The following is a 21,940-nucleotide window of genomic DNA, read 5'->3' on the forward strand; positions in this document are numbered from 1 at the left end:
CGGTGAGAATCCCATGATCGAAGTCACAGAAGTCTCCATTGCCGAGCTGCGCGCGGCGCTTGAATCCGGCCAGACCACTGCCGTCGAGCTGGTTCAGGCGTACCTTGCACGCATCGACGCCTATGACGGACCGAACACTGCCACGGCACTGAACGCTCTGGTGGTGCCTAACCCTGAGGCGCTTGCCGAGGCGCAAGCGTCTGACGCGCGTCGGGCGAAAGGCGAAACGCTGAGCCCCCTCGACGGTATCCCCTACACCGCCAAGGACAGTTATCTGGTCAAGGGCCTGACGGCTGCATCGGGCAGCCCGGCGTTTGTCGATCTGGTCGCCCAGAAAGACGCCTTCACCATCGGCCGTCTGCGTGCTGCCGGTGCCATCTGTCTGGGCAAAACCAACATGCCGCCGATGGCCAATGGCGGCATGCAGCGCGGCGTGTACGGACGCGCCGAAAGCCCCTACAACGCGAACTACCTGACCGCGCCCTTTGCTTCCGGCTCGTCCAACGGCGCAGGCACCGCCACCGCCGCCAGCTTCGCGGCGTTCGGCATGGCCGAGGAAACCTGGTCGAGCGGACGCGGCCCGGCCTCCAACAACGGCCTGTGCGCCTATACCCCTTCGCGCGGCGTGATATCGGTGCGCGGCAACTGGCCGCTGACGCCGACCATGGACGTGGTCGTGCCCTACGCCAGAACCATGGCCGACCTGCTGGAAGTGCTGGATGTCATCGTCGCCGAAGACCCGGAAACACGCGGCGATCTGTGGCGCCTTCAGCCCTGGGTGCCGATTCCGTCCGTCGCCTCGGTACGCCCTGCCGCCTACACCGAGTTGAGTGCTGGCGCAGAAAGCCTGGCTGGCAAGCGCTTCGGGGTGCCGCGCATGTACATCAATGCCGACCCTGATGCAGGCACCGCTGAAAAACCCGGTATCGGTGGCCCGACCGGCCAGCGCATCATCACCCGGCCTTCGGTGATCGACCTCTGGGAAGAGGCACGCCAGGCCTTGGTTGCTGCAGGCGCCGAAGTGATCGACGTCGACTTCCCGCTGGTTTCCAACTGCGAAGGTGATCGTCCAGGCGCACCAACGGTGTTCACCCGAGGGCTGGTCTCGAAAGAGTTTCTGCACCACGAGCTGTGGGATCTTTCCGGCTGGGCATTCGATGACTTCCTGCGCGCCAACGGCGACCCGGCGTTGAACCGTCTGGCCGATGTCGACGGGCCGAAAATCTTCCCGCACGACCCTGGCACCCTGCCCAATCGTGAGGACGATCTGGCGGCGGGCATGGATGAATACGTGCGCATGGCAGAACGCGGCATCACGCCCTGGAATGAAATCCCGACGCTGCCGGACGGCCTGCGCGGACTGGAAAAGACGCGCCGTATCGACCTTGAAGACTGGATGGAAAAACTCGGGCTCGATGCCGTGCTGTTCCCGACAGTGGCCGACGTCGGACCCGCCGATGCGGACGTCAACATCCAATCCGCCGACATCGCCTGGAGCAACGGCGTCTGGGTCGCCAACGGCAACCTCGCCATTCGCCATCTGGGCGTCCCGACCGTTACCGTGCCGATGGGTCTGATGGCCGATATCGGCATGCCTGTCGGGCTGACCTTCGCCGGTCGTGCGTATGACGATTCCAACCTGCTGCGTTTTGCCTCGGCCTTTGAATCGATGGGCAGCAAACGCGTGATCCCGCTCCGCACGCCAGCGCTGGGTCACTGACGCAGTCGTAAGGATTGTTCGCCCGCCGCATGTGCGGGCGAGCAAAAGTGTCTGACTGAACGCTGTCGCGCAGTAAACACCGGACTGTGGGAGGCGGCTTGCCGGCGATCTGCCGGGAGCCGGCAGCAATACCTGCCTACGCGGTGCGTCAGATGCAACCTGGGCCGCTGCGCAGCCCATCGCTGCCGTCGTAACCTCCGAGAGCTCCCACGCCCTTCGGGCAGAAGCAGGCGTGCGTGCATTTCAGTAAATTACAGAGCTTTGAGAAGAGGCAGCTTGCCCTCCTCCACAATCCGATGCTTGCAAGTGCAACCCCTGCTCCTGCAGCAGGTCTGCTACTGACTGACTTTACGCATAGCTCCACTTTGATTATTGAGTGCGGTGCCTTGGCCCAAGCTCAACGTACAGCGCAACGACAGGATCGCTTTAACTGATTCCCATGGAGACTGCTGATGCTTCAGGCATTTGAAAAACGGCTTGACCCTTTCCCGCCCGACGAAACACCACCACCGCCTGAAGGCCTGGTGAAATTTCTATGGGCCTGCACACGGGGTGCCCGCGGTTACATCCTTGCTCTGGCATTGCTGGGCGCCAGTGTGTCGATTTACGAAGCCTGGCTGTTTTCCTTTCTCGGGCAGGTCGTGGATCTGCTCTCGACGTGGAAGGCGGGCGGTGAGGTCAGCGGACAGGAAAGCCAAGTACTGTGGGGCATCGGTATCATTCTGGTGGTCAGCATCGGGCTGGTGGCGTTGAGAACCATGGTTCAGCATCAGGTACTGGCGATCAACCTGCCGCTGCGGCTGCGCTGGGATTTCCACCGATTGATGCTGCGGCAAAGCCTTTCGTTCTTTTCCGACGAGTTCTCCGGCCGTGTCACGACCAAGGTGATGCAGACAGCGCTCTCCGTTCGCGAAGTGCTGTTCACCCTTATCGAGATCGCGCCCGGTATCGGCGTGTATTTCATTGCGATCATCGCGCTGGCGGGCGGCTTCGACCTGAAACTGATGCTGCCTTTTCTCGCGTGGATTGCACTGTTCGGGCTGGCCATGATGTATTTCGTGCCTCGTCTGGGAAAGGTCGGCCAGGAACAGGCCAACGCACGCTCATCGATGACCGGACGTGTCTCGGACGCCTACACCAACATCACGACAGTGAAACTGTTCTCCCACTCCAAACGTGAAGCGCACTTCGCACGCGCCGCGATGGAAGATTTCAAGCAAACCGGCTTTCGCCAGATGCGTCTGGTCAGCCAGTTCGAGATCGTCAATCAGGCCCTGGTCGTCGCATTGATCATGGCCGCTGGCGGCTATGCCCTGTATCTGTGGCACCAAGGTGAAGTCGGCACAGGTGCAGTGGCGGCCATTACCGCCATGGCGCTGCGCGTCAACGGCATGTCGCACTGGATCATGTGGCAAATGACCTCGCTGTTCGAAAACATCGGCACGGTCCAGGACGGTATGGAAACCCTGACCCGCGGTCCCAAGGTTCAGGATGCGCCAGACGCAGGCGTGCTGGTCACCTCTGGCGGCGCGGTGAAGTTCGACAACGTCAGCTTCAACTACAACGGCGAGCGTCAGGTGCTCGATGGCCTGAATCTGAGCATTCGTCCGGGCGAGAAAATCGGTCTGGTGGGCCGCTCCGGTGCGGGCAAATCCACCCTCATCAACCTGCTGCTGCGCTTCTACGACGTGGACAGCGGCGAGATTAGCATCGACGGGCAGAACATCGCGCACGTCACCCAGGACAGCCTGCGCAGCGCAATCGGGATGGTCACGCAGGACACGTCGTTGCTGCACCGCTCGATTCGCGACAACATCGCTTACGGCCGGCCGGATGCGACCGACGAAGATATCCACAGGGCGGCGATCAACGCTCAGGCTGACGGCTTCATCAGTCAGCTGACCGACAAGCAAGGCCACAGCGGCTATGACACGCTGGTGGGTGAGCGCGGCATCAAGCTGTCGGGCGGCCAGCGCCAGCGCATCGCGATTGCCCGGGTGATGCTCAAGAATGCTCCGATCCTGCTGCTTGACGAAGCGACCAGCGCACTGGATTCGGAAGTCGAAGTGGCGATTCAGGAAAGCCTTGATGAGATGATGCAAGGCAAGACCGTCATCGCCATTGCCCATCGCCTGTCCACCATTGCAGCCATGGACCGGCTGATCGTGATGGATAACGGACGCATCATCGAGCAAGGCACCCACAGCGAACTGCTCGAAAGGAATGGCACCTACGCGCGGTTGTGGCAGCACCAGAGCGGCGGTTTTCTGGGAGAAGATCAGGGTGTGGCCGAGGTGATGGACTAGGTTGAAAGCCAATCGCCCGCCGCAACGGCGGGCGAATGCGGCCTGATGGGCCTCAGCCCAGCTTCACATTCATTGTGATGCGTGCGGTAAACACCTTAACGCCGCCCTCGTCGAATATATCGACCGGCACCACCTTGTCACCCGACGACGTCCAGTCGATCTCGCTGCCATCTGCAACCGCATGAATCGACGTCTTGGCCTTGGCCAGATACTCGACCGTCATGCCTTTCGGAATCCAGCGAGCGCCTACCGGTATCGAGACCTCGGTCATCATTCCACCCGCCAACTCGGCCGCGTTGCACAGCGCAATGGCATGAACCGATGCCAGATGGTTGGTGATCTCCTTGCGAAACGGCACATTGACCTCGGCACGGCCCGGCGCCAGAACCGAGATTTCAGGCGTGATGGTGCTGAAATACGGAGCCATCTGACAGGCCATATTGCTGAACGCTGACGCGCCGACGCTTTGGTACATGCTGAGAGTCTGACTCATGGGATGCCTCTGGTTTTTATCGTAATGAGGTTTACAGAATATTATTCTGTTACGGAACACTATTCTGTATTCTGACTTCCTGTCAATCGCTCGTGTCAGACCGCCACATCCATTACCATCCCCTCTTTTGCCTGGACCGAAGAATGGAACCTCCCGACCTCCTTGACCGCTGCTACCCCGGCCGTCGCTCCGAGTCCAAGAAACACATCCTTCGCTGCGCCCTGGCCCTGTTCAACGAACACGGCGTGGAAGCCACCACCATCGACACCATTCGCGCCGAAAGCGAAATGAGCGTCGGCGCCATTTATCACCATTTCGAAAACAAGGAAGGCCTCGTCGCCGCCCTCTACATGGCCGCCCTCGAAGACCAGGCCAGACTTCGCGACCACTACCTGAGCGACATCAGCACCACCAGGGAATGGGTTTACGCCATGGTCAACAGCTACGTGGACTGGGTCGTCAGCCAACCGGACTGGGCGCGCTTTCAGTACCAGGCACGCTTTGCCGTGGCGAAAGGCGGGTTCAGTGAGCAGCTTGAAGAAGCGAACCGCGCGAGGAATGCGAAGTTGAGAGAGTGGTTTGCCGAACCGGGGCGTCGGGAAGCATTGCTGGATTTGCCGTTTGAACTGATGCCGTCACTGGTGATTGGTGCGGCGGAGAGTTACTGCAGGGCTTGGCTTTCCGGGCGGGTGAAGCGCGGGCCGGAGGTTTACAAGGGGGAGTTGGCGGAGGCGGCTTGGCGGGGGGTGGGCGCGCCTGAGATTGTTTAGAATTCGACAAAAACAAGCGCTGTCACCGGTATCCAACCCGAACCAGCCCAGTACGGTTGAACATGGTTTGACTGCGGCCACGCATGTCATTGGTCAGGATATCAACCCCGATTCTCTTCCCACGGAGCACACGGCGACCACGCTTCCACCAGCCGGTCGATAAACAACCGTATCTTGGGCGAAAGGTGCCGCTTGCTGGGGTAGATGATCCGGATGGGCTCTGCGGCCTCAGCGTAATCTGCGAGCACTCGAACCAGCTTGCCGCTGCGCAGGTCATGACTCACGACATACGACGGAAGCGTCGTGATTCCCAAACCTGCCAATGCGGACTGATGCAGCGCTTCAGCGCTGTCCATCTGTAGCCGTCCGCCTTGCGTGAAAGCGATTGTCTGACCGTCTACCCGGAAATGCCACGGCAGCAATCTTCCCCCGCTGACGAAATGCAGGCATTCGTGCTCGGAAAGACCGTCGGGCGTCCGGGGTTGTGGATGGTCGGCGAGGTAGTGCGGTGAAGCGCAGGTGATCATCTGCTGGTACGCAACGGTGCGCGTCAGCAGTCGGGAATCCTCCTTGGGCGGGCCGATCCGCATCGCCAGATCAAACCCCTCGTCAATCAGGTCTACCAGCCGGTCGGAAAACGTCGCGTCGACGCTTAGCGAAGGCCAGTCCTTCAGACAGCGTTCAATGTGAGGGAGAACGTGGAGCCTGCCCAAGGCGACCGGCAGGCTCATGCGCAATCGGCCGCTGGGGGTCGAACGACGAAATGCCAGTGCGTCCTCGACATCGTCCAGATCCTGAAGGATGCCAACACAGCGTTCGTAGAGGACCTGACCGTCGTCCGTCAGGCTCAGGCTGCGGGTTGTCCGGTTGAGCAGACGCACCTGCAATCGAGCTTCCAGCCTGACAATCGATTTGCCGACTGCCGAACGCGTGAGCCCCAGTTGCCTGGCCGCAGCGGTGAAGCTACCTGCGTTCACCGAACTCACGAAAGCGGCGATGTCGTTCAGGTTATGAATTTCCATACGTGTCCAATGCTCCAGACTTTCATCGCCCGTTGATGATCGCTCCCACGCGCTCATCGTTATACACAAGTCTGCCTCGACACTGATCGTGCCCATCGCTCCGCGTGGGCATGCCTCCCGTGACGCTCCGCGTCACAAATGGCACAGACTGAGGATTCAGTAAGCCGAGCGCATGACGTGGATAACGCTGGAGCTTGGGCACACATCTGCGCCACATTCCAGAGCGGACGCGGAGCGTCCTGGGAGGCATTCCCACGCAGAGCGTAGGAACGATCATCATCGTATTCCTCCAGGAGGACTTGTGTATAACGATGAGCGTTCAGGCTCGGGCTCTGCTGCGCCCTTTATGGGGAACCCTATTCCCGAATAAGAAGAATAGTATCTCAATTAGCTAATTAACTATCCCATTGAGATCACCATGAATACGAAAGTCGAAGCCGCCGTACACACCTGGGCCAACAGCCTGAGCGATCTGGTCCCCGTTCTGAAGGGACTGGATACAACCACGAAAATGAGCGACATCCGCGACGCCTACGCAAAGATGCTCGCACAGAATCCAGCGCCTGCAGGCGTCAGGTTCGAAGCGGTCGACATGGGCGGCGTGCCAGGCACACTGGTCACCCCGGACGAGATCAAAACCGACGCAGTCGTGATGTACATTCACGGCGGCGCTTATATTGTCGGGCGTCCGGACAGCTACCACGGCATCGGCGGCAACTACGCGAAAATGCTCGGCGCTCGCGTGTACATGCCGGACTACCGCCTTGCGCCGGAGCACAAATTCCCGGCATCCATCGACGACACGCTGCGCGCCTACGAGTGGCTGCTTGAACACAACATCCCGGCCAACCGAATCGCCTTTTCAGGCGAGTCGGCAGGCGGAGCGATGGTGGTCAGCGTGATGGTGGCGGCCAAATTCAAAGGGCTGCCGTTACCGGCGGTGGGTTCTTCCATCTCGCCTTGGGCTAACCTAGAACACACTGGCGCTTCCATGAGCAATCGGGAAGGTCTGGACCCGCTGAACTCCAAGTCAGTGCTGGACATACTGGCCAGAACGTTTTTAGGCGACACGCTCGCCAACCACCCTCTGGCCTCGCCGGTTTTCGCCGACGTCACCGGACTTCCACCTATCCTTGTGCAGATCGGCGAGAACGAGCTGATGCTGAGCGACGCAATGCGCCTTGCCACTCACTTGGCTGACAACCGCGTTCGTGTGAACCTGGAAGTGTGGCCTGCGATGTTCCACGCCTGGCATTTCTACGCGGCCATGCTGCCGGAAGGTCAGCAGGCGATGGAGAGTTCTGTGCGCTTTATCGAGACGGGTTTGGCTGACGCCAGTCGCTGAGTCTGTTCAACCTGCGGTGGCTTTTCGGTTACCGCAGCGCTGACACTGTCCGCTCGGCTACTCACTCAACCCGGCCTTTGATGATTTTTCCGGCTTGATGAAGTTCATCACCTCATTGATAACGGAAGGATGGTCGAGCAAGCGATTGTGCCCCAGCCCTTCAGTCGAGAAGAGACGCGCGCCCGGCCATAGCTTTGCAAACCGGGCGCCCTTCTCCCATGGTGTCTCGCGATCCTGCCGGTCATGGATGATCAGCGCAGGGCCTTTCATCAAGGGCAAACGCAAAGCGCCTTCATACTCAGCGAACCGGCGGCCTGTCATCGAGTACAGGTACGCTTCAAATGAAGGGAACGCTTTGGGCGAGATCCCCGCGGTCTCAAACTGCCGACTGGCGTTCTCTGAAATCGCCACGAAAGGCGCGATGAGCACGAAGCGCTCTGGAGACCACTCCTCATCCTGAGCAAAAATCACAGAAGAGGCGCCCATGGAATGTCCGATAAAGACTGCCGGTTTTCCGAAATGGCGTCCCACCTGCTGAATCATCTCGACGAACAGCGGCAAATGGTTGATCTTCCCGCTGCTTGCTCCATGAGCAGGTTGATCGAAGCTGACCACGGCATAGCCCATCGAACGCAGCATCGGAATCCATTCGACGAAACGCAACGCGTAACTTGACCAGCCATGCGCGAGCAGCACATAAGGCTCACGTGAAGGATCACCCCATTGGTAGGTCGTTATATCGGTGCCGCCCAACGTCAGTGTCTTGGTATGTACGCCTGATGATGCACTTACCGCTGATGCGGCCTTCGAGCGCTCACCAGCCTGCGGCGTGATGAATCGCCGGGCGAGGTATCTTCCGGTAGGGCCTGGCAAAACCCGACTGGCTATCCTCAGGAGAAACAGCTGGGTCAACATACGGATTTTTCTGTTGAGCTTTTTCACGGCAACTCCTCGTGCAGATCGGGTGATCTGACGGCATTAAAACAGCGCATCTTGTCAGTGACAAGATAGGTGGAGGAGAATGCCGGATAACTTTTATTTTAATAACGGGGGGGAATGTCATATGCCGAAATCAGAAACGACCCGCTCTTACCATCACGGAAACCTGGCTGCCGTCATACGTCAGGCGGCGTGGGACATCGTCGGCGAATCCGGAGTACGGGGGCTTTCGCTGCGTGAGTGCGCACGACGAGCCAATGTTTCCCACTCGGCACCCGCCCACCATTTTGGCTCGATGGATAACCTGCTTTCCGAAGTGGCGGCCGACGGCTATGAACGCCTGATAGAAATCATCAGCGCCGTTCAGACCGAGGTAAAAGACCCCATGATGGGCGCCGGCCTCGGGTACGTGAAGTTTGCGACCACCTACCCGCACCACTTCCGGCTGATGTTGGGCGGCGATGGCGCAACCCGCTCGCTGCCCCGACTTCTGAAATCCGGCGAAGCCGCTCTTCAACAGCTTCGACAGTCGATTCGTACGGCATGGATTGCGCAAAACGGTGCGGAGCCTGACCCGGCGCTGCTTGAACAACGTACCCTCCTTGCCTGGAGCACGGCTCATGGCTATGCCTCGTTGGCGATAGACAGAAAGCCGGACGAGATGTCCAACATCCCGCCTGAAGTCGTATTCAAACCGATGACCTCGATTTTGCTTGCACCGTGATTCATGGATGCCTAAAAACGAACCGCTATGAATTGCAACACAGCGCCAGCGCGCGACCTGGCGCTTACGGGTCCTGACGGAACCGAGTTGCCTGAATCTGTTCTGAAGCTGAGAACGCCACCTAAGCCGCTATGGGACACTCATCGATGTACGAGAACACAAAGTGGCCTCTGACCCTGTACTTTGACGGCGAATGCCCGCTCTGCGCGCGAGAAATCAAACTCTTGCGTGCACACGCTGCACCCGATCGCCTCCACTTCGTCGATATCAGTGATGAAGCCTTTGATCCCGTTGCTGTGGGATACACGCTCGAACAAATGGAATCGGTACTCCACGCGAAGTTTGACGACGGGACGTGGGTCACAGGTTTGGACGCAACCCTCTGGAGCTGGCGAGCAGCAGGCCTTGGTGCCTGGGCTGCACCGTTGTCATGGCCAGCATTCAGACCGCTGCTTAATGTCGCCTATCGCCTCTTCTGCCGCTGGCGTCCGCAGTTGGCATGGCTGCCTCATCCTGATGGCAGCGCTCGATGCCGGACCAACAGCTGTGCCCTTCCCGAAACAGACAGTGTTTCGCATGATCAGCGACCGCCTGATAAAAACTAGTGTCTCGCTAACTGTCATCGGTCAAATTCGGAATCAGTCCTTTCGCCCGCCTTAATTGTCTCCTTCAAGTTGACAGACAAACCTTTTTCAAGCGCTTTTTCAACGCTCAAATGGACATTAATCTAGCCACACGTTGAAACGACAGCCACTCACCACTTCGAAAAAGGATTCCGCCATGACCAACGCCACTTACAACCGCCTGAACAAAGACGACGCCGTAGTTCTGCTGGTCGATCACCAGACAGGTTTGATTTCGCTGGTGCAGGACTTCACGCCGAACGAGTTCAAGAACAACGTTCTGGCGTTGGCCGACGTGGCGAAGTTCTTCGAACTGCCGACCATCCTGACCACCAGCTTCGAACAAGGCCCGAACGGCCCATTGGTACCGGAACTCAAAGAGATGTTCCCCGAAGCGCCCTACATCGCCCGCCCCGGCCAGATCAACGCCTGGGACAACGAAGACTTCGTCAAAGCGATCAAGGCCACCGGCCGCAAGCAATTGATCATTGCCGGCGTGGTGACGGATGTCTGTGTAGCGTTCCCGACCTTGTCGGCACTGGCTGAAGGGTTTGACGTGTTCGTGGTGACTGACTCTTCCGGCACCTTCAATACAGCTGTGCAGCAGGCCGCCTGGAACCGCATGACTCAGGCTGGTGCCCAGATGATGAACTGGTTCTCGGTGGCGTGTGAGCTGCAGCGCGACTGGCGCAACGATATCGAAGGTTTGGGCAATCTGCTGTCCCAGCGGATTCCGAACTATCGGAACTTGATGAACAGTTATTCGGCGTTGACTGCACGCTGAGGGGTCAGAAAGTGATGTTAAAAGGCCCGTTTTGCGGGCCTTTTTTCGTGAAATCGGGGTCTTATGACAAGCCGCTTTTTTCTGGGATACTAAAGGTAATCTTACAAAGTTCGGATAAGGCCAGAAACTCTTATATCTCTTTCAAAACGTCATGCTGGAGTGGATTCATTCTGAGCCCCAACCTATTGCAAATCTTAATAGGGGAAAATGTGCTCAGGACTGAGCACATCTCTGCTTGGCGGGCGGTGAATTAGAGCGCTCCGGCTAGCTTGGTCTCCAACACACCCTCTTTACCCTCAGCCTCAGGCACAAGGTGAAGCTGGCTGCGAGCGTAGCCAAACCCCATCTTCACCTCTTGCCACACGTAGACGTTTTTCCCTGCCTGGGTGTTGATCTTGAGCATCGTCAGGTTCTCAGCGTCGGAGCCGATAGTGTGGCTGCCTGCTGGCACCTCTGTGACAAGGTAGGTGTTGGCTGCGGTAGCTCCGATCACACGCCCGTCCATCGTCACAGTCATTTTGATGGCCGCGCCCATGGTCTCGTTCCGGTAAATATAGACGCGGGACATATTCGGTACGGTGCCGAAACGCTTCATTTCAATGTCGGCCGCTGGATCGCCCATGGGAACGGACGCGCAGCCGTGAAGTGCGCCAGCGAGAGCGATTGCGCCTAAAACCTTTTTCATCTGATTTCCTTATCTCTGGAGTCATTGGCTGATTGCCACACTACGAAGTTTTATACCTTCGTTGTTCGCTGATTGCCATCCTTACCAATAAAGCGAGGTAGCTGCGGCGATTTATGCCGAACTTGAGCGCGGTATCTGCAATGGATAGGGCTTAGCCACAGACCTGCGGGAATACTGGATGATTTGGTCTGGAATACGAGAATTGCATCATTGGCCACCAATCAAGACATCGAGGTACGCAGATCGTTGCCGGCAAACACACCTTCCGATCCCAACCAAGAAGGACAATTGTGTCCGCAGAAATTTAAGCGGGCGCAATTACCCTTAACGCCAAGAACACCATACGCCAACGTAAGTCCTATCCTAACCCCTTCAAAACCCAGGTCGTCCAAAAGTGTGAGCAGCCCGGTGTTTCCGTAGCCGCCATTGCGACGAGGCACGGTATCAACGCCAATGTCATGCGCCGGTGGATACCGCTCCACCGCGATCAGCAAAATCAGCAAAATCAGCAAAATCAGCAGACAGTCGCGCTCGACTACCACGGTGCTTAAAATTAAAACGCAGTTGTTTCCAGAGCGTATTTAGCTTCAGATCTGAACATATTCTGGGTAGGCGAATGCGTTCAGTTGCTCGCCCAGGATGTAAGTTGAGTAAGGCAATACCGCAGTCGTGCGCCCTCGGTGGCAAGCATCTACCAGCTCATTTAACAGAAACTGAAAATCCCCTCCGGGATGGTTGAAAAACGCAACTTGATTGGCTCCCACGGCACTGCGAAGCAATGCACCTTTAGCGTCAGCGAAGAGCATTATCCCCTCCGTAAGCGAGACGACCACATTTGGAGAAAGGTGAGGGGCTGCCTCTGCGCACATAACAGCATAATTCTTACCGAGGGTTGCGCGACTCACCCCGTATGCTTGACAGAGAACGAAGCAGAATGGCTGATCATAGCGGTTCCGCTCTGGGTCGAAGGCTTCAAAATCAGCACCTTGCATAACCATTGCGCTGCCGAAGTGCCTAAAACGCGTCGCGTCTTTCGATGCGCGCTGCAGTGTTTTGACCCGTCTAATTTTGAGGACTGAATCTCGCAACTCCTTGGTTCCCAGCGTGCTCTTGATTTCGCCAACAGCAATCACCCCTTCGCACGGAATATAAGTCGCTTCCGGCGAGCCGCCAAAAGAGAAAACAGGACAATTATCTCTTTCGTGGATCACCACATCTGCTTGATTCGAAGTACCACCAAAAGAATCGATAACGCAGCCTGTTGCCACGCTAGCTGCCGCAGGCAGAAGCGTTTGAAGCTTCATTCGAACGGAATGCTCCCGGGCCCCACCCACCAAGCCGGGCGTAGTTGCGTTGCCAGCCCGAGCGAAGATATCTACTAGATCTTGAGCAAGATAACCAAGGAACAGAGACACATTAAAAGAATCATCCATGAAGATTCCCTCGATCAGCTGCGCGGGGTTGAGAAGACTTGCTGCTGCCACCCCAATGTCACAAGCATCGAAGCTTTTAAAAAGAATGGGCTGCAGACCTTGAATTATATGGTGTCCCAGGCGGGGTTCGAACCTGCAACCTTCCCCTTAGGAGGGGGATGCTCTATCCAATTGAGCTACTGAGACACTGATGCCAGCACACCGATTGGTGCCAGCGAGGACGGCGAGCATCTTAACGATCTGAAGCGGTTTTGTCATGTCGTCATTGCCCGCCAGCGACGTAGTCCCTATCCGCAGGACACGCCCTACTCAGGGCAATCATGCATTTTGCACTACTCCAAAAAGCCATCATTGCAAAACGCAAGAGGTGAACATTTTCTTTCGTGATTAAGCCATTGTTTTTAAAAGTATTTTTTCTTAATTTCAGTTGGCATGCAGACTGCATTATCAGTATCAGCGAACCACCCCTCCCTTATGATGTCCGGGCACAGGTACTGAACAATGAACATGACTCTCTCAGCGTTGAATGCAGCAGCTCTGGTAGCCCTCATTGCTTTTCATTTTCAGGACACGGGCATCAAGAACGATCAGATGAGTGTTCAGCAGTCTCCGATTCATCATCAACTGAGCCAGGCGCCTCAGCTGGCTGTCATGACTGACAGAAGCGCCAGTGCAGCTATGCTGACCAATGACGCTCAGGAAAACCTGCAGGCTCCACGCGCCGACCAGCGCTGGGTTTTCTGAAACCGTCACACATAGCCCACCTTCACGAGAGAGTAGCCATGTCGAAATCCGCTTTGTCCTTCATGATCCTGGCACTTATGGCGGTTGCCGTTGATCTTCTGCTTCCGCTTCAGGCTCAAGCCTTGAGTACCGCGGCAAAAATAGGTGCTGGCGTGTTCGCGAGCCTTTTTGTTGTTGCACTGGTCGTCGGACGTCGCTTCAAGTTCGATCCGGTCCTGCGCTAAGCGCTGGCCTTTCATCTGCAACCTGCTGATGGTTGTGCTGGTCGGTAAGGCTCACAGAGCTCTCTGACCGGATCATCGGCTCTGCCGGACGCCGCTTCCGGTATCGAGCACCGCCCCCTCTCTCCTTTTGCTCTCTCTGTCTGCCAGACATCACGTCTGTCGGCATGCACTCGTATTCCCGGCCTTTACCTTCTACGCTGAAGACAGATAGCCATCACGGCAAAAAGTAGTCAGGCGGGGATTCTGCTATCGGTTGAGCGGTTTTGATTGTTTTTACAAATCCGTTCGCAATTCTGATAATTGGTGCTGGCTAATCGCCTTTATCTGAGTCAATATTTGTCACAGAATTGACGCCAAGGATTCGACGGAATGGGGGATGATGCAGCCCCTTTCGATAATGCGGTGGAACATTTGGCCAAAATGACTGTCAGAAGCTCACAATCTTGCGGCCACTTGCTAGAACCGCTTCCCCTGAACTAACCGGTTAAATATATGAGCCCTATGAAACAGGCTACTTATTCCAGCCGCACGGCTGACAAGTTCGTTGTTCGCCTACCAGACGGCATGCGTAATCGCGTGCAAGAGGTAGCCAAGAATCATCACCGCAGCATGAACTCGGAAATCATTGCTCGCCTCGAACAAAGCCTGATTCAGGAAGGCGCCCTTGGTGATGAGCCAAGCATGCGTCTGGACAGTCCTGAGCTGTCTTTGCACGAACGTGAGCTGCTGCAACGCTTCCGCCAGCTTTCGCACCGGCAGCAGAATGCTCTGGTGTCGCTGATTGCCCACGACACGGAACTTGCTTCAGAAGAGTCGTGACAGTTAGCACAAAAAAGGCCAGCGTAAGCTGGCCTTTTTTTGTTTTGGGATACAACCTTAGTTGCTGTAGGAAATTTCACTACAACATGTAAGCCATCCCCCAAAAAAAGAAACCGCCATTCAGGCGGTTTTTTTTATTGGGCGCTGTTTAAAGCAGGAAGATGGTCGCAAGCCCGAGAAAGATGAAGAACCCTCCACTGTCGGTCATCGCCGTAATCATGACGCTGGCACCCATGGCCGGATCCCGGCCCAGCTTTGCGAGCGCCATCGGAATGGAAACACCCATCAGCGCAGCCAGCAGCAGGTTGAGCGTCATCGCCGCCGTCATCACCACGCCAAGCGACCAACTGCCGTACAGCATGTAGGCCACCACGCCGATCACCCCTCCCCACAGCAGACCATTGATAAGGCCGACGGCGAGTTCCTTGCGCAACAGCCGCGAAGTATTACCGACGTTAACCTGGTCCAGCGCCATGGCGCGGACGATCATGGTGATGGTCTGGTTACCGGAGTTGCCGCCAATGCCGGCAACGATAGGCATCAAGGCGGCCAGTGCCACCAGCTTCTCGATGGAGCCCTCGAACAGCCCGATCACGCGGGACGCCAGAAAGGCCGTGATCAGGTTGACCGCCAGCCAGGCCCAGCGGTTACGCAGCGACCGCCACACAGAGGCGAAGATGTCTTCTTCCTCGCGCAGACCCGCCATGTTGAGGACTTCGTTTTCGCTCTCCTCACGAATCAGGTCGACCATTTCATCGATGGTCAGACGGCCGATCAGCTTGCCGTTCTTGTCGACGACAGGCGTGGAGATCAGGTCATAACGCTCGAACGCCTGCGCGGCCTCGTAAGCGTCGTCTTCCGGATGAAAGCTGACCGGATCGTTGGCCATGACTTCACCAACCTGCTTTTCCGGGTCATTGACCAGCAGACGCTTGATCGGCAGAACACCCTTGAGCACGCCGTCGATATCCACGACGAACAGCTTGTCGGTATGGCCGGGCAGCTCCTTGAGCCTGCGCAGATAGCGCAGTACGACTTCCAGGCTGACATCCTCACGGATGGTCACCATTTCGAAGTCCATCAGTGCGCCAACCTGATCCTCGTCATAGGACAACGCAGAGCGGACGCGTTCACGCTGTTGCGAATCCAGGGCTTCCATGAGCTCATGGACGACGTCACGAGGCAGCTCGGGGGCAAGGTCGGCGAGTTCGTCGGCGTCCATGTCACGGGCGGCTGCGAGCAGTTCGTGATCGTCCATGTCGGCGATCAGGGTTTCACGAACGGAATCCGACACTTCCAGAAGGATGTCGCCGTCGCGCTCGGCCTTGACCAGTTGCCAGACGGAGAGACGGTCTTCCAGAGGAAGTGCTTCGAGAATGTAGGCGACGTCGGCAGAGTGAAGGTCGTCGAGCTTGCGCTGCAGCTCGACAAGGTTCTGCCGGTGAACCAGGTTTTCCACCCGATCCTGATGTTGACCTTCCTGACGGTGAGTCAGGTCTTCAACGATACGCTGGCGCTGCAGTAGCTCGATGACTTGAGCAAGACGATCCTGCAAGCTTTCCTGCGTTTTTTTGACTTCTCTTTCGGTCATAGGCGAACTCCACTCCCAGCAGCGGAGCACGCCGGGGAGATCAATCAGTTAATTCATGATTGGTGAAACAAACTATTGAGTAACTACTGGGTAAGTCCATGGAGGTATTCCACAAGCCCCGGCGGGGCTGACGGGCGCAATGATACACCGCTTTGAGCGAAGCGCACGCGGGAAATTCAGCCCGAAACAGGTGCTTGCGACGCAAACCTCAAACGTTATGCAGATCGACAGGGGTTCGACGTCACATTCAGCCAACAAAACACGTTCGCTCAACCACAAGAGCGCCATTAGGCTGTCACGACCGCTGTCATCAAGGATAGAAACATGCGTATCACCCGCCATCTTTCATTGTGGAGCACCCTGCTCTGCCTGCCACTGATCACCCAGGCCAATACCGTGCAGCGTTGCGAAGACGCTTCCGGCAATGTGACGTTCACGACACTGGGCTGCCCCGAGGGGCATGCCAGCCGCTCACAGCGCGCCTTCAACGCACCGCCTGGAAGCGTGCAGGACATGATGCTGCCATTCGCAGATGACAAAGAGACTCGGCGGGATCGATCCGCAAACAGGGAAATCGTGGTGGTCGGCCAGCGGGATGATGGCTGCGGCAATCGATTGAGCGCTGATCAGCGTCGACAAGCCATCATCAACCAGCGCACGCCACCGGGCATGACGCAACGCGACGTCGAGAGTCTGCTCGGGCGACCGGATAAAGTGTCCCATAACAATGGCGAACTGCGTTACGTGTACAACCAGAAGAAAGGTCGCAGTAACACCGTGACATTCGATGAGAATGGATGCGTAAAAGGAAAACGCTAGAAAGCAAAAAGCCCGTATCTTTCGATACGGGCTTTTTGGTGTTTGGTGCACTCGACAGGATTCGAACCTGTGACCGCTCGGTTCGTAGCCGAGTACTCTATCCAGCTGAGCTACGAGTGCATTGGTGTTTTTAGACCAGATCACCTCTGGTTGAAGCCAGTCAACTTCAACGCTGTAATAACTTACAACTTTGAAGCCAACCTTAAATGGTGCACTCGACAGGATTCGAACCTGTGACCGCTCGGTTCGTAGCCGAGTACTCTATCCAGCTGAGCTACGAGTGCATGTGTTGGTGCCGCGCATTATAGGTCGTCAGATTGTTTAGTCAAGCACTTTTTCTAGTAAATTCAACAACTTACAGATCAAGCCAAATCCAACGCACTACATAAATAATGGCGGAGAACGGGGGATTCGAACCCCCGACACCCTTTTGAGGTGTACTCCCTTAGCAGGGGAGCGCCTTCGGCCACTCGGCCAGCTCTCCGCAACACGGGGCGTATAATAACCACCCTTTTCCCCGTTTGCAAACCAAAAATTCAATAAAAATTAATGGCTTGGTTCTTCGTCCTTCTCTTTCTTGATCCGCAGGTAAATCTCTTCACGATGAACCGCGACTTCCTTGGGCGCATTGACACCAATACGCACCTGGTTACCCTTGACGCCCAGCACGGTCACAGTGATTTCACCATCACCAATGATCAGGCTTTCTGCGCACCGACGAGTCAGAATCAGCATAACTTTCTCCTTACGCATTCATTCAGGAACAACAGTCTGCACAACCGGTAGGCACAGCCTGCAACCGTAACGGCCGCAGGCGTGACCCGAGTATCAACTAACGCAAAGAAAAGAACAGCCTTTCTGCGTAGCCCGCAAACGACGCAGCCGGGCCGCGCCACTTGCAGACCGATCACTCACCCTGTCGAGCAGCATCCAGTTCAAAAGCCGTGTGCAGTGCACGTACCGCCAGCTCCAGATACTTTTCTTCAATCACCACGGACACCTTGATTTCCGAGGTCGAGATCATCTGGATATTGATGCTCTCCTTGGCCAGCGCTTCGAACATGCGGCTGGCGACGCCTGCGTGGGAACGCATGCCCACGCCCACGATGGAGACCTTGGCGATCTTGGTATCACCGGACACTTCACGTGCGCCGATTTCACGCGCCGTCGTCTCAAGCACCTGAAGCGCTGCCTGATAGTCGTTGCGATGAATCGTGAAGGTGAAATCGGTGGTGTTATCGTGCGCAACATTCTGCACGATCATGTCCACTTCAATGTTTGCCGCGCTGATCGGGCCGAGAATCTTGAACGCCACACCCGGGGTGTCTGGCACGCCACGGATCGTCAGCTTGGCTTCATCGCGATTGAACGCGATGCCGGAAATGATCGGCTGTTCCATGGATTCCTCTTCATCAATGGTAATGAGGGTGCCCGGACCCTCCTTGAAGCTGTGCAGAACGCGCAGCGGGACATTGTATTTACCGGCAAACTCGACTGCCCGGATCTGCAGCACCTTGGAACCGAGGCTGGCCATTTCCAGCATCTCTTCGAAGGTGATCTTGTCCAGACGCTGCGCTTGCGACACAACCCGTGGATCGGTGGTGTAGACACCATCGACATCGGTGTAGATCTGGCACTCATCAGCCTTAAGGGCCGCCGCCAGCGCCACACCTGTGGTGTCCGAACCACCGCGGCCCAGCGTAGTGATGTTGCCGTCCTCGTCGACACCCTGGAAACCGGCGACCACTACCACACGACCTTCTTTCAGGTCATTGCGGATCTTCTGGTCGTCGATCTGCAGGATGCGCGCCTTGTTATGCGCGCTGTCGGTGAGAATGCGCACCTGATTACCGGTGTAGGACACCGCAGGCACACCGCGCTTGATCAACGCCATGGCCAGCAGTGCAATCGTGACCTGCTCGCCCGTGGACACGATCACGTCCAGCTCACGTGGAACCGGCTGATCGCTGATCTGCCTGGCCAGTTCGATAAGACGATTGGTTTCGCCGCTCATGGCCGACAGCACCACGACCAGATCAACGCCCGCTTCACGGAATTTCTTGACCTTGTCGGCCACCTGCTCGATGCGCTCGACAGAGCCCACGGAGGTGCCGCCAAATTTCTGTACGATTAAAGCCATCTCAAAGCCGCCTCAGAACCCGTTAAGAGCACCCATTGATCGTCGAATTCGCGTGACAGGCCCGCCTTGCGCGGGCGGGCCTGCGGATTCGATTCAGATACCCTGCTCTACAAAAGGAACGGTCAGTGCCAGCGCAGCATCCAGCGCACCTGCATCGACACCGCCACCTTGAGCCATGTCAGGACGACCGCCGCCCTTGCCGCCTACCGCTGCGGCCGCTTGTTTCATCAAATCACCGGCTTTGAGTTGGCCAGTCAGGTCCTTGGTCACGCCTGCAACCAAGACGACCTTGTCTTCATGAACACTGCCGAGCAGGATCACTGCGCGGCCGAGCTTGTTCTTCAACTGGTCGACAAGCGCCAGCAGCGCCTTGCCATCCTGACCATCCAGGCGTGTGGCCAGAACCTTGACGCCTTTGACATCCAGCGCAGCCGACGACAGATCGTCGCCCGCAGCACTGGCGGCCTTGGCCTGCAGTTGCTCCAGTTGTTTTTCCAGCAGACGGTTGCGCTCGAGCACAGCCGTCAGCTTGTCCAGCAGGTTGTCGCGATTGCCTTTGACCAGCGTCGCGGCTTCCTTCAATTGGTCTTCGGCCGAGTTCAGCCAGTCCAGTGCCGCAGCACCGGTGACTGCTTCGATACGACGCACACCGGCAGCGACACCACCCTCGCTGACAATCTTCAGCAGCGAAATGTCGCCGGTACGGTTGGCGTGGATACCGCCGCACAGCTCGACGGAGAAATCACCGCCCATGCTCAGCACGCGAACACTGTCGCCGTACTTCTCGCCGAACAACGCCATCGCGCCGCGCTTTTTGGCGGTCTCGACGTCGGTTTCTTCGGTCACGACCGGGGTGTTCTTGCGAATCTCGGCGTTGACGATGTCTTCCAGCTCACGCAACTGCTCAGGCTTGATGGCTTCGAAGTGGCTGAAGTCGAAGCGCAGGCGCTGACTGTCGACCAAAGAGCCTTTCTGCTGAACGTGATCGCCCAACACTTTACGCAATGCCGCATGCAGCAAGTGGGTAGCGGAGTGGTTCAACGCGGTGGCCTGACGAACCTCGGCCGACACTTCTGTTTCAACCTGGGTGCCTACGGTCAGGCTGCCGCTTGCCACGACGCCGTGGTGCAGGAACGCACCGCCGGTCTTGGTGGTGTCGCGCACGTCGAAACGTACCTCGCCCGCCCGCAGGAAACCGCTGTCACCGATCTGACCGCCGGATTCGGCGTAGAACGGCGTGGTGTCGAGGATCACGACGCCCTCTTCGCCTTCGCTCAGTTGCGCAACGGACTGGCCGTCCTTGTACAGCGCGACAACATTGGCGCTGCCCGTGGTCGCCGAGTAACCGGTAAACAGGGTTGCCGCGTCGACCTTGACGAGACTGTTGTAGTCCATGCCGAACGAGCTGGCCGAACGGGCGCGCACGCGCTGGGCGTCCATCTCGCGCTCGAAGCCTGCTTCGTCCAGCGTCAGGTTGCGCTCGCGGGCGATGTCGCCGGTCAGGTCCATCGGGAAGCCGTAGGTGTCGTAAAGCTTGAACACGACTTCGCCCGGCACGACCGAACCCTGGAGTTCGGCCAGGTCCTGCTCGAGAATTTTCAGGCCCTGCTCAAGGGTCTTGGCGAACTGCTCTTCTTCAGCTTTCAGTACGCGCTCGATGTGCGCCTGCTGCTGAACCAGTTCCGGGAACGCAGCGCCCATTTCCGCGACCAGCGCAGCAACGATCTGGTAGAAGAAGCTGCCCTTGGCGCCCAGCTTGTTGCCGTGACGGCAGGCGCGACGAATGATGCGGCGCAGCACGTAGCCGCGGCCTTCATTGGATGGCAGCACACCGTCGGCAATCAGGAAGCCGCACGAACGGATGTGGTCGGCCACGACTTTCAGGGAAGCCTGATTGTCATTGGTGCAACCGATGGCCTTGGCGGAAGCCGCCAGCAGGCTCTGGAACAGGTCGATTTCATAGTTGGAGTGAACGTGCTGCAGCACCGCACTCACGCGCTCAAGGCCCATGCCGGTGTCGACCGAAGGGGCTGGCAGCGGATGCAGCACGCCGTCAGCGGTACGGTTGAACTGCATGAAAACGTTGTTCCAGATCTCGATGTAGCGATCGCCGTCGTCTTCCGGCGAGCCTGGAGGGCCGCCCCAGATTTCAGGACCGTGATCGAAGAAGATCTCGCTGCAAGGACCGCACGGGCCGGTATCGCCCATGGTCCAGAAGTTGTCGGACGCGTAAGGCGCACCCTTGTTGTCGCCGATGCGAACCATACGCTCGGCAGGTACGCCGATATCCTTGGTCCAGATGTCGTACGCCTCATCGTCAGTGGCGTAAACCGTGACCCAGAGTTTTTCCTTGGGCAGGTTCAGCCATTTTTCGGAGGTCAGGAACGTCCAGGCATAGGTGATGGCGTCACGCTTGAAGTAATCGCCAAAACTGAAGTTGCCCAGCATCTCGAAGAATGTGTGGTGACGAGCGGTGTAACCCACGTTCTCCAGGTCGTTGTGCTTGCCACCGGCACGCACGCACTTCTGGCTGGTGACGGCGCGGGTGTAGGCACGCTTCTCCTGACCGAGGAAGCAATCCTTGAATTGGTTCATGCCTGCGTTGGTGAACAACAGGGTCGGGTCGTTGCCCGGAATCAGGGAGCTGGAGGCGACACGGGTGTGGCCCTGCTCTTCGAAGAAGCCAAGGAAGGCTTCACGGATTTCTGCGCTTTTCATAGGTTCTTCCACGGAGACTGCGGCCAGAGGCAATTGCAAAA

At 57.4% G+C, this 21,940-nt stretch carries 21 protein-coding genes and 4 tRNA genes; 12 read left to right on the forward strand and 13 right to left on the reverse strand.

Translation table 11 applies throughout. The features are described 5' to 3' along the window. Positions 1–13 precede the first annotated feature (13 nt). Entirely contained in the window at positions 14–1,720 is a 1,707-nt protein-coding gene (locus tag AC0IXS_RS06255) for an amidase (RefSeq protein WP_191958003.1), read from the forward strand. A gap of 452 nt (positions 1,721–2,172) precedes the next feature. Then, positions 2,173–4,026 (forward strand): ABC transporter ATP-binding protein, encoded by a 1,854-nt coding sequence (locus AC0IXS_RS06260; RefSeq protein WP_057407862.1) that lies wholly within the window; start codon positions 2,173–2,175, stop codon positions 4,024–4,026. A 52-nt stretch (positions 4,027–4,078) separates the two neighbouring features. Here the strand turns inward: AC0IXS_RS06260 and AC0IXS_RS06265 are convergent, their stop codons facing one another. Continuing rightward, positions 4,079–4,519, reverse strand: coding sequence for a hotdog fold domain-containing protein (locus AC0IXS_RS06265; protein ID WP_122667890.1), 441 nt, complete (start codon positions 4,517–4,519; stop codon positions 4,079–4,081). Between the two features lie 143 nt (positions 4,520–4,662). Between AC0IXS_RS06265 and AC0IXS_RS06270 the strand changes: the two genes are divergently transcribed. Next, a complete protein-coding gene (locus tag AC0IXS_RS06270; protein ID WP_122667891.1) occupies positions 4,663–5,289 on the forward strand; it encodes a TetR/AcrR family transcriptional regulator in 627 nt (208 codons plus the stop codon). Between the two features lie 101 nt (positions 5,290–5,390). Here the strand turns inward: AC0IXS_RS06270 and AC0IXS_RS06275 are convergent, their stop codons facing one another. After that, positions 5,391–6,311, reverse strand: a complete 921-nt coding sequence (locus AC0IXS_RS06275) for a LysR family transcriptional regulator (RefSeq protein ID WP_122667892.1) — start codon at positions 6,309–6,311, stop codon at positions 5,391–5,393. A 418-nt stretch (positions 6,312–6,729) separates the two neighbouring features. Here AC0IXS_RS06275 and AC0IXS_RS06280 point away from each other — a divergent pair, with 418 nt between their 5' ends. Then, complete coding sequence (locus tag AC0IXS_RS06280; protein WP_449121669.1) at positions 6,730–7,656, forward strand: alpha/beta hydrolase; 927 nt, start codon at positions 6,730–6,732, stop codon at positions 7,654–7,656. A 57-nt stretch (positions 7,657–7,713) separates the two neighbouring features. On the opposite strand, the gene AC0IXS_RS06285 is transcribed toward AC0IXS_RS06280, so the two are convergent. Then, positions 7,714–8,598, reverse strand: coding sequence for an alpha/beta hydrolase (locus tag AC0IXS_RS06285; protein WP_449124089.1), 885 nt, complete (start codon positions 8,596–8,598; stop codon positions 7,714–7,716). Between the two features lie 121 nt (positions 8,599–8,719). On the opposite strand from AC0IXS_RS06285, the gene AC0IXS_RS06290 reads away from it, so the two are divergent. From AC0IXS_RS06290 to ycaC, 3 genes are all read left to right on the forward strand, one after another. After that, positions 8,720–9,319 carry a TetR/AcrR family transcriptional regulator gene (locus AC0IXS_RS06290; protein WP_217666283.1) on the forward strand — a complete coding sequence of 200 codons (600 nt, stop codon included), beginning with the start codon at positions 8,720–8,722 and terminating at the stop codon, positions 9,317–9,319. A gap of 146 nt (positions 9,320–9,465) precedes the next feature. Further along, on the forward strand, positions 9,466–9,924 hold the full coding sequence (locus AC0IXS_RS06295; RefSeq protein WP_122421283.1) for a thiol-disulfide oxidoreductase DCC family protein: 459 nt from the start codon (positions 9,466–9,468) through the stop codon (positions 9,922–9,924). Positions 9,925–10,099: 175 nt separating this feature from the next. Further along, positions 10,100–10,726: an isochorismate family cysteine hydrolase YcaC gene (ycaC, locus tag AC0IXS_RS06300; protein ID WP_449122275.1), complete on the forward strand. Its 627-nt coding sequence runs from the start codon at positions 10,100–10,102 to the stop codon at positions 10,724–10,726. 250 nt (positions 10,727–10,976) lie between these two features. Here ycaC and AC0IXS_RS06305 read toward each other — a convergent pair whose 3' ends face one another. Beyond that, on the reverse strand, positions 10,977–11,411 hold the full coding sequence (locus AC0IXS_RS06305; protein WP_122690118.1) for a DUF2846 domain-containing protein: 435 nt from the start codon (positions 11,409–11,411) through the stop codon (positions 10,977–10,979). Positions 11,412–11,752: 341 nt separating this feature from the next. On the opposite strand from AC0IXS_RS06305, the gene AC0IXS_RS06310 reads away from it, so the two are divergent. Further along, complete coding sequence (locus AC0IXS_RS06310) at positions 11,753–11,962, forward strand: transposase (RefSeq protein ID WP_471826198.1); 210 nt, start codon at positions 11,753–11,755, stop codon at positions 11,960–11,962. Positions 11,963–11,998: 36 nt separating this feature from the next. Here the strand turns inward: AC0IXS_RS06310 and AC0IXS_RS06315 are convergent, their stop codons facing one another. Beyond that, positions 11,999–12,844, reverse strand: a complete 846-nt coding sequence (locus tag AC0IXS_RS06315) for a DUF6602 domain-containing protein (RefSeq protein WP_471824161.1) — start codon at positions 12,842–12,844, stop codon at positions 11,999–12,001. Positions 12,845–12,953: 109 nt separating this feature from the next. Continuing rightward, positions 12,954–13,030, reverse strand: a tRNA-Arg gene (locus AC0IXS_RS06320). Between the two features lie 315 nt (positions 13,031–13,345). Between AC0IXS_RS06320 and AC0IXS_RS06325 the strand changes: the two genes are divergently transcribed. From AC0IXS_RS06325 to AC0IXS_RS06335, 3 genes are all read left to right on the forward strand, one after another. Further along, positions 13,346–13,588: a hypothetical protein gene (locus AC0IXS_RS06325; RefSeq protein ID WP_025993737.1), complete on the forward strand. Its 243-nt coding sequence runs from the start codon at positions 13,346–13,348 to the stop codon at positions 13,586–13,588. Positions 13,589–13,626: 38 nt separating this feature from the next. After that, a complete protein-coding gene (locus AC0IXS_RS06330) occupies positions 13,627–13,812 on the forward strand; it encodes a PA3371 family protein (protein WP_029242304.1) in 186 nt (61 codons plus the stop codon). Between the two features lie 492 nt (positions 13,813–14,304). After that, positions 14,305–14,631, forward strand: coding sequence for an Arc family DNA-binding protein (locus tag AC0IXS_RS06335; protein WP_004884331.1), 327 nt, complete (start codon positions 14,305–14,307; stop codon positions 14,629–14,631). Positions 14,632–14,779: 148 nt separating this feature from the next. Here AC0IXS_RS06335 and mgtE read toward each other — a convergent pair whose 3' ends face one another. Next, positions 14,780–16,222, reverse strand: coding sequence for a magnesium transporter (gene mgtE / locus AC0IXS_RS06340; protein ID WP_004884330.1), 1,443 nt, complete (start codon positions 16,220–16,222; stop codon positions 14,780–14,782). Positions 16,223–16,546: 324 nt separating this feature from the next. Here mgtE and bamE point away from each other — a divergent pair, with 324 nt between their 5' ends. Further along, complete coding sequence (gene bamE, locus AC0IXS_RS06345; protein WP_471824164.1) at positions 16,547–17,041, forward strand: outer membrane protein assembly factor BamE domain-containing protein; 495 nt, start codon at positions 16,547–16,549, stop codon at positions 17,039–17,041. A 43-nt stretch (positions 17,042–17,084) separates the two neighbouring features. On the opposite strand, the gene AC0IXS_RS06350 is transcribed toward bamE, so the two are convergent. The 6 genes from AC0IXS_RS06350 to alaS form a co-directional block, all read right to left on the reverse strand. Then, a tRNA-Arg gene (locus tag AC0IXS_RS06350) sits at positions 17,085–17,161 on the reverse strand. Positions 17,162–17,248: 87 nt separating this feature from the next. Then, positions 17,249–17,325, reverse strand: a tRNA-Arg gene (locus tag AC0IXS_RS06355). 109 nt (positions 17,326–17,434) lie between these two features. Next, a tRNA-Ser gene (locus AC0IXS_RS06360) sits at positions 17,435–17,525 on the reverse strand. A 62-nt stretch (positions 17,526–17,587) separates the two neighbouring features. Beyond that, a complete protein-coding gene (gene csrA, locus AC0IXS_RS06365; RefSeq protein WP_002554426.1) occupies positions 17,588–17,776 on the reverse strand; it encodes a carbon storage regulator CsrA in 189 nt (62 codons plus the stop codon). 172 nt (positions 17,777–17,948) lie between these two features. Then, on the reverse strand, positions 17,949–19,181 hold the full coding sequence (locus tag AC0IXS_RS06370) for an aspartate kinase (RefSeq protein ID WP_004884328.1): 1,233 nt from the start codon (positions 19,179–19,181) through the stop codon (positions 17,949–17,951). 93 nt (positions 19,182–19,274) lie between these two features. Continuing rightward, entirely contained in the window at positions 19,275–21,899 is a 2,625-nt protein-coding gene (gene alaS, locus AC0IXS_RS06375; protein WP_471824166.1) for an alanine--tRNA ligase, read from the reverse strand. Between the last annotated feature and the right edge of the window lie 41 nt (positions 21,900–21,940).

Source organism: Pseudomonas sp. AC016 (assembly GCF_979253365.1).